This is a genomic window from Longimicrobium sp. (genome assembly GCF_036387355.1).
Taxonomy (GTDB): domain Bacteria; phylum Gemmatimonadota; class Gemmatimonadetes; order Longimicrobiales; family Longimicrobiaceae; genus Longimicrobium.
Window position 1 is genome coordinate 1 of the sequence record NZ_DASVTX010000198.1, and the last position, 6,430, is coordinate 6,430.

A 6,430-nucleotide genomic window follows, 5' to 3' on the forward strand; every position below is an offset into this window, starting at 1 on the left:
CCGTGCAAACTGCCGCACGGAGAGGGGAGAACAGCAGGTCAGTGCGGTTCGGACGGTGCCGATGCGGCCGACGAAGGCCCCCTCCCCCCAGCCCCCTCCACCCGCTCCGCGGGAGAGGGGGAGCCGTTCGGCGCGGGGACGGCGTTCGGCGCGCGTCCGCGGCATCGCAGGGAGGTCGTTGTGGGACGGCGGGCGGCGCGCGCCTGACACCTCCCCAGCGGTTGAAACCGCGCCTCGAACGACACGAAGTCCGCCTGCGCGGACTGCTCGCCACCGCCGGGGTGCGCTCCCGATGCAGTTGAAGCCTCGATCGTGGACGCGACAGCGGCCACGAGTCGGGGCTTCCCGCTTTCAGAGCGGCGGATTCATCCGCTCAGGGAGCCCGGGCGCGTGGGCCCCACCCCCGGCCCCTCCCCGTGCAAACGGCGGCACGGAGAGGGGAGAATTCACACCGGGGCCTTCGCCGACGTGCAGGTGAAGTCCCCCCGTCTGTTTGGGGGGACTTTCCGCCGTTGTTGCGGCGACTTCAGTCGCTCAGCTTGCAGCCACGACAATCTCTGCTGCTTCACACCAAAGACGCCACCCCGAAACAACCCTCCCCCAGTCCGTTTGGGGGGAGGGTGGGTGAGTAATGCGAACCCGGGTGGGGGCCGCCGTGATGCCCGCCACGCGCACCGAACTTTCCACCTCACGGTCGCAGCTCCATCCCCACCGACCGAACTTGCCCGTCCCCGGCCGGGGGCCTACGTTCCGCCGCTCCCCATCCGCCCGTCTCTGCACCCTCGCGGCCATGCGCAAATCGGACCTGATCCACGGCGTGGAACAGCTTGTGGGCGCGCTGACGGAAAGCGCGCTGGAGCTGCCGCTGGTGGAGGTGGCGCGGCTGGGATACCGGCGCGAGCCCGTTCCCGGCGAGCTGCTCACCCGCCTGCTTTCCGCCCTGCGCGACTACGGCCTGCGCGCCCACCGCTTCACCCGCCCCGCCCGCATGCTGGCGGAAGAGCTGCAGCTTTCCGCGCTGGAGCACGCGGACACGTGGTCGCTGCTGATCGCGGCGGAAAACCGGGCGCAGGAAGCGTTCGCCTTTGCCGAGCGCGTGCGCTTCGCCACGCAGCACCTGCCGCGCGTGTCCGGCCTGCTGGCGCAGGAGGGCGTGCCCGCGCTGGACGCCCTGCGCCGCGGCGAGACCGCGTCGGGCAACGCGTTGCTGACCGTGCAGGTGATCGAGGCGCCGCGCCGCTGGTCCACCCCCGCGCGCCTCGCCACGCTGCTGGACGGCGTGGACCAGCTGTACGGCGGCTGCGCCACGCTGCAGGGAATGGATCCGGGCGGGCTGAGCGTCGTGGGCTGCGACGCGGGGACGGACAAGACCTTCGAGCTGATGGGCGCCGCGCCGGTGATCGACGCACTGCGCGACGTGATCCTGGCGATGTGGGACCGCGTCGTCTTTTACCGCGAGTTGGCGGCGGCGCAGCGGTACCGGCAGGCGGCGGAAAGCCTTCCCGTGCTGGCGCGGGTGCGGGAGGCGCAGGCGGAGGGGCGCGTGTCGCCGGAGGAAGCCGAGCTGCTGCGGCGGCGCTTCGTGGAGGGCGCGGGCAAGTTCCTGGTCAGCGGCGCGACCATCCCCGAGCTGCAGGAGCGCGCCTACGCCAATCCCCGCACCCTCATGGCGCCCGCGCCCAAGCTGCTCTCCCCCGCGGCCGGGTAACGGCAACCCCGTCTCTCACGGAGGCCACGGAGTTCCACGGAGTTCACGGAACTGCTATAGCAACAACAGATTCCGTGATGCCGTAACCGTGAACTCCGTGCTCCTTTTCCGTGAACTCCGTGAGAGACGCGGTTCATCCGTTCAGCTCCGATGCACGAGCGTCGCGCTGGCCTGGTCGGTGGGCTTGATGATGATCTCGTCGATGTTCACGTGCGCCGGGCGCGTCGCCACCCACAGCACCGTGTCCGCGATGTCCGCGGCCACCAGCGGCGTCATCCCCCGGTAGACGGAGTCTGCACGCTCGCGGTCCCCGCCGAAGCGCACCACGCTGAACTCCGTTTCCACCATCCCCGGATCCACCGTGCTCACCCGCACGCCGGTGCCCAGCAGGTCCATCCGGAGCCCGCGGGTAATGGCGCCCACCGCGTGCTTGGTGGCGCAGTACACGGCGCCGCCGGGATACACCTCGTGCCCGGCCACCGAGCCGATGTTGATCACGTGCCCCCGCCCGCGCTCCACCATTCCCGGCGTCACCGCGCGCGTGGCGTACAGCAGCCCCTTTACGTTGGTGTCCACCATTTCGTCCCACCCGTCCGGATCGCCCGCGAACAGCTTGTCCATTCCGCGGCCCAGCCCGGCGTTGTTCACCAGCACCTCCACCGCGCCGAACTCGCCCGGCAGCGACGAGAGCGTGGCCAGAACGGCCTCGCGGTCCCGCACGTCCAGCGCGACCACATGGCTCTCGGTGCCGTGCGCGGCGCGCAGGTCGTTTGCCACGACGCGCAGGCGCTCCTCGCGGCGGCCGGTGAGCACCAGGCGCGCGCCGGCGGCGGCAAAGGCGTGGGCGCACGCTTCCCCGATCCCCGCGGTGGCGCCGGTGACGAGGACGGTTCCGTTGATCTTCATGGCGAACTCTGCCGGATGTTTGCGATGGATGAGGTGAGGTCCCGCGGGGGCCAACATACGCCGCGCGATCCGGGACACCAAGTCGGGCAGGATGAGAAACGGGCACCCCTCGCGGGGTGCCCGTTTCCGTTCCGTCCAGCGGCGGCGATCAGCGGTTGTTCAGCCGGTCGTCGTCGTTCAGCGGGCGGTCCGTGAGGGTGCGCTCCGTCACGCCCTCGCGGTGCACCTCGGCGCGCTCGCGGCGCAGGTCCGCCTCGATGGTCTCGTTCTCCACCACCTCACGGGTGCGGACCACGAGCTCCTCCTTGGGAACCACGCGCTTCTCCACGATCGCCTCTTCGGCGTGCAGCGGAACGCGGATCTCCTCGGCGCCGATCTGCGCGTTGCCGGCCACCATGGGGTCGGTGATGGGGCGGCGCTGAATGTCGACCTCGTCGTGGCGCAGCGCCACGTGGTCGGTCACGTGCTCCGTCTCCACCCGCTTGCTCACGCCCACCTCGCCCGCGGCGACCTGGCGCTTGCCCACGGCCAGCTCCTCTTCCGAAAGCACCAGGCGAACGGCGCCCTCGTCACGGAAGCCCTCGTGGCCGTACAGGTTGGTGCCGTTGGACGTGCGCGTGTCGAAGTCCGTGTCGATGGCGCGGCCCAGCTGCATCTCGTAGTCGCGCGTCACGTTGCCGCGCTCGTGCGTGGGCAGGGCGCTGAACTGGTCGGCCTGCATGCGGTCCACCATCACCTGGCGCGAGCCGCGCTCCAGACGGGCAAGGCCAATGGGCACGCACATGTGGCCCCGGTCGCCTTCCACGTCCACGTAGCGCACCTTGTTGGCCCCGGTGTCCACCAGCAGGTCATCGACCCGGCCGATCCGGCGACCGTCGGCCGACATCACGTCCCAGCCCCGGATGTCCGGCTCGCCGTCGGCGACCTTGTACGAGGGCAGGCTGTTGAGCGGCACCACGCGATCCATCGGTTCGTTCGCCATGTTCGTGTACTCCCATTGCTTGGTCCACCGTCCGTCCGGGGCCCCCGCCCCGGATCGGGGCGGCGGCGTTGTGCAAGGGCCGTGCGCGCAGATCGGGCGGGCCCGGCATCCCCCGTTCCGCGGCGGAAACAGCGCTTGTTGTATACAGAATGCGACGGGGCGGGGCGCCCGTGTGCGCCCCGCCCCGTCGTCACGCCACTCCCCCGCGAACGGGGGACGGCTCAGTTGGCCGTGGTGTTTCCGCCGGCCGTGATCTCCACGCCGTTGCTGGGCACCAGCAGAAAGTACTGCTGCTGCGACGCGGTGGTCTTGGCCTCGGCGTCCACGCTCTCGGGGATCTGCGCCGACTCGGAGCCCCGCATCACCTTGGCGTTGGTGATGCGCACCGTCTGCCCCGGGTCGATGTCCTTGATCTGCTCCATGGGCTCCTGCAGCACGGCGAATACGCGCTGGCCGTTCTCCTCTACCCAGAAGCCGCGGTCCGACGGCGTGGACGGCACGGTGGCCTGCCCCGACGCGGTCTGCCCGGCCATCTGGCCGCCCAGAACCCCGGCGATCCACCCGGCCCCGGCCGCCGCGCCCGCCGCCGGCATGGCGCCCGTGGCGGCCGCCGTGGTGTCCGTGGCGGGCATCGGCGCGACCGGCGCCACGGTCTGCGACGTCGTCGTGTCCACCACCGTGCCCGTGTTCTCGGCCTGGTCGTCGTCGCCGCAGCTCCGCATGAGCAGGAAAAGAAGGAGCAGCAGCGCCAGCAGCCCCAGAATCCAGGGCAGCGGGCTCTTTTTCTTGCGTTCGATGTCGATGTCCGCCATGTGCGTCTTCTCCGTGTTCCGTTGATCCCGTTGTGTCCCCTCCCCCGCACCCCGGCGGCGGGTGGGCCGGGCCGGGGGCAAGTTCCGTGCATGAACGGCGGGCGGGGCGGCCCGGCGGCGCTCACCCAGGCCGTCTTCTTGCTTCACCCCATGGTGACAGATGGCCGGCGCACTGATGCAAATGGTCCCATGACAGGCAGTTACAACACCGCCCTGGTGGTCTTCTCGGTGGTGATCGCCATTCTGGCCTCGTATACCGCGCTGGTGCTGGCGGCGCGCGTGAGCCAGGCCAGCGGCCGCTTTCGCACCGCGTGGCTGGCGGGCGGCAGCGTGTCGCTGGGCATCGGCGTGTGGAGCATGCACTTCGTGGGCATGCTCGCCTTCCGGCTGGACACTTCCATCACCTACGACGTGCCGCGCTGGATCGCCTCCATGGTGGTGGCGGTCGGCGCCTCGCTGCTCACCCTCTGGGTCGCGGGGCGGCCGCGGGTCACCACGCCCATGCTGGCAGGGGCGTCGCTCCTGATGGGCGCCGGCATCGCGGCGATGCACTACCTGGGGATGGCGGCCATGCGCATCCACGGCACCATCCGCTACGACTCCGTGCGGGTGGTGGAGTCGCTGGGCGTGGCGGTGGCCGCGTCGTTCGCCGCGCTCTGGCTGGCGCTGCGCTTTCGCGCGGACGACACGCGGCGCGGGCAGGCGGCCAAGGCCGCGGCGGCCGTGGTCATGGGGCTGGCCATCGCGGGGATGCACTACACCGGGATGTCGGCCGCGCGCTTCCACACCCTTCCCGGCGACGCCCCCGTTCCCGACGACCACGTGCTGCGCACCGACGGGCTGGCGAGCGGCGTGGTCCTGGGCACCCTCGTCGTCCTGGGCATCACCCTGCTGACGACCATGGTGGACCGGCGGATGCGCGCCCGCACCGCCGAGGCCGAGGCCGCCCGCCGCAGTGAGGCGCGCTTTCGCTCGCTGGTGACCGCGTCGGCGCAGGTCGTCTTTACCACCGGGCCGGACGGCGCCGTGGTGACGCCGCAGCGGCAGTGGGCCGGCTACACGGGCATGGAGTGGGAGCAGTACCGCGGCTGGGGATGGCTGAACGCCGTGCACCCCGACGAGCGGGAGCATGCGGCCGCCCTGTGGCGCGACGCGGTGGCCGACCGGCGGGAGATCGACGCGGAGCACCGCGTCATGCGGGCGGACGGCGAGTGGCGCACGCTGGCCCTCCGCGCCGTTCCCGTACTGGAGGAGGACGGCGGCATCCGCGAATGGGTGGGTGCCGCCACCGACGTCACCGAGCGCCGCAAGTCCGAGGCGGGGCGCGACCTGCTGGCCGAGGCGAGCCGCGTCCTCGTCTCATCGCTGGAGTTCGAGACCACGCTGGCCAGCGTGGCGCGCCTGGCCGTTCCCGCGCTGGCGGACTGGTGCGCCATCGACATGCTCACGCTGGACGGAGGGATGGAGCGCCTGGCGGTGGAGCACGCCGATCCCGCCAAGATCCGGCTGGTGGCGGAAATCGAGGAGCGGTGGCCCACCAGCATGAACGCGCCGCACGGGGTTGCGCGCGTGCTGCGGACGGGCGAGGCCGAGATCGTCCCCGACATCCCCGACGCGCTGCTGACCGCCAACAGCCACGGGCCGGAGCACCTGGCCGCCGTCCGCGCGCTGGGGCTGCGCTCGTACGTCTGCGTGCCGCTGATCGCGCGGGGCAAGGTGCTGGGCGCGCTCTCGCTCGTCTACGCCGAATCCGGCCGGCGCTACGGGCCCGACGACCTCGCGCTGGCCGACGAGGTGGCGCGCCGGGTCGGGACCGCGCTCGCCGCGGCCCGCCTGTACGCCGCCGAGCGGGCGGCGCTGCGCCGCGCGACGGCGCTGCAGCAGGTGGCCGGCTCGCTCGCCGGCGCGCTCACGCCGCTCGAGGTGGCGCGCCTCGTCGTGCACCACGGGCGCGAGGCGGTGGGGGCGACGGCCGGCTCGCTCGCGCTGCTCCACGCCGACGCCGCGGGCGGCCCCGAGTTC

At 71.9% G+C, this 6,430-nt stretch carries 5 protein-coding genes; 2 read left to right on the forward strand and 3 right to left on the reverse strand.

Annotated features, from left to right (window positions below; genetic code table 11):
* Positions 1-790: 790 nt before the first annotated feature.
* Positions 791-1,708, forward strand: coding sequence for a hypothetical protein (locus VF665_RS08730; RefSeq protein ID WP_331053030.1), 918 nt, complete (start codon positions 791-793; stop codon positions 1,706-1,708).
* 141 nt (positions 1,709-1,849) lie between these two features.
* Here the strand turns inward: VF665_RS08730 and VF665_RS08735 are convergent, their stop codons facing one another.
* From VF665_RS08735 to VF665_RS08745, 3 genes are all read right to left on the reverse strand, one after another.
* Complete coding sequence (locus VF665_RS08735; protein ID WP_331053031.1) at positions 1,850-2,614, reverse strand: SDR family NAD(P)-dependent oxidoreductase; 765 nt, start codon at positions 2,612-2,614, stop codon at positions 1,850-1,852.
* 148 nt (positions 2,615-2,762) lie between these two features.
* Positions 2,763-3,596, reverse strand: coding sequence for a DUF2382 domain-containing protein (locus VF665_RS08740; protein ID WP_331053032.1), 834 nt, complete (start codon positions 3,594-3,596; stop codon positions 2,763-2,765).
* Between the two features lie 221 nt (positions 3,597-3,817).
* Positions 3,818-4,408: a hypothetical protein gene (locus VF665_RS08745; protein WP_331053033.1), complete on the reverse strand. Its 591-nt coding sequence runs from the start codon at positions 4,406-4,408 to the stop codon at positions 3,818-3,820.
* Between the two features lie 189 nt (positions 4,409-4,597).
* Here VF665_RS08745 and VF665_RS08750 point away from each other — a divergent pair.
* Positions 4,598-6,430 (forward strand): MHYT domain-containing protein (locus tag VF665_RS08750; protein ID WP_331053034.1); only part of this gene is annotated, 1,833 nt, incomplete at its 3' end.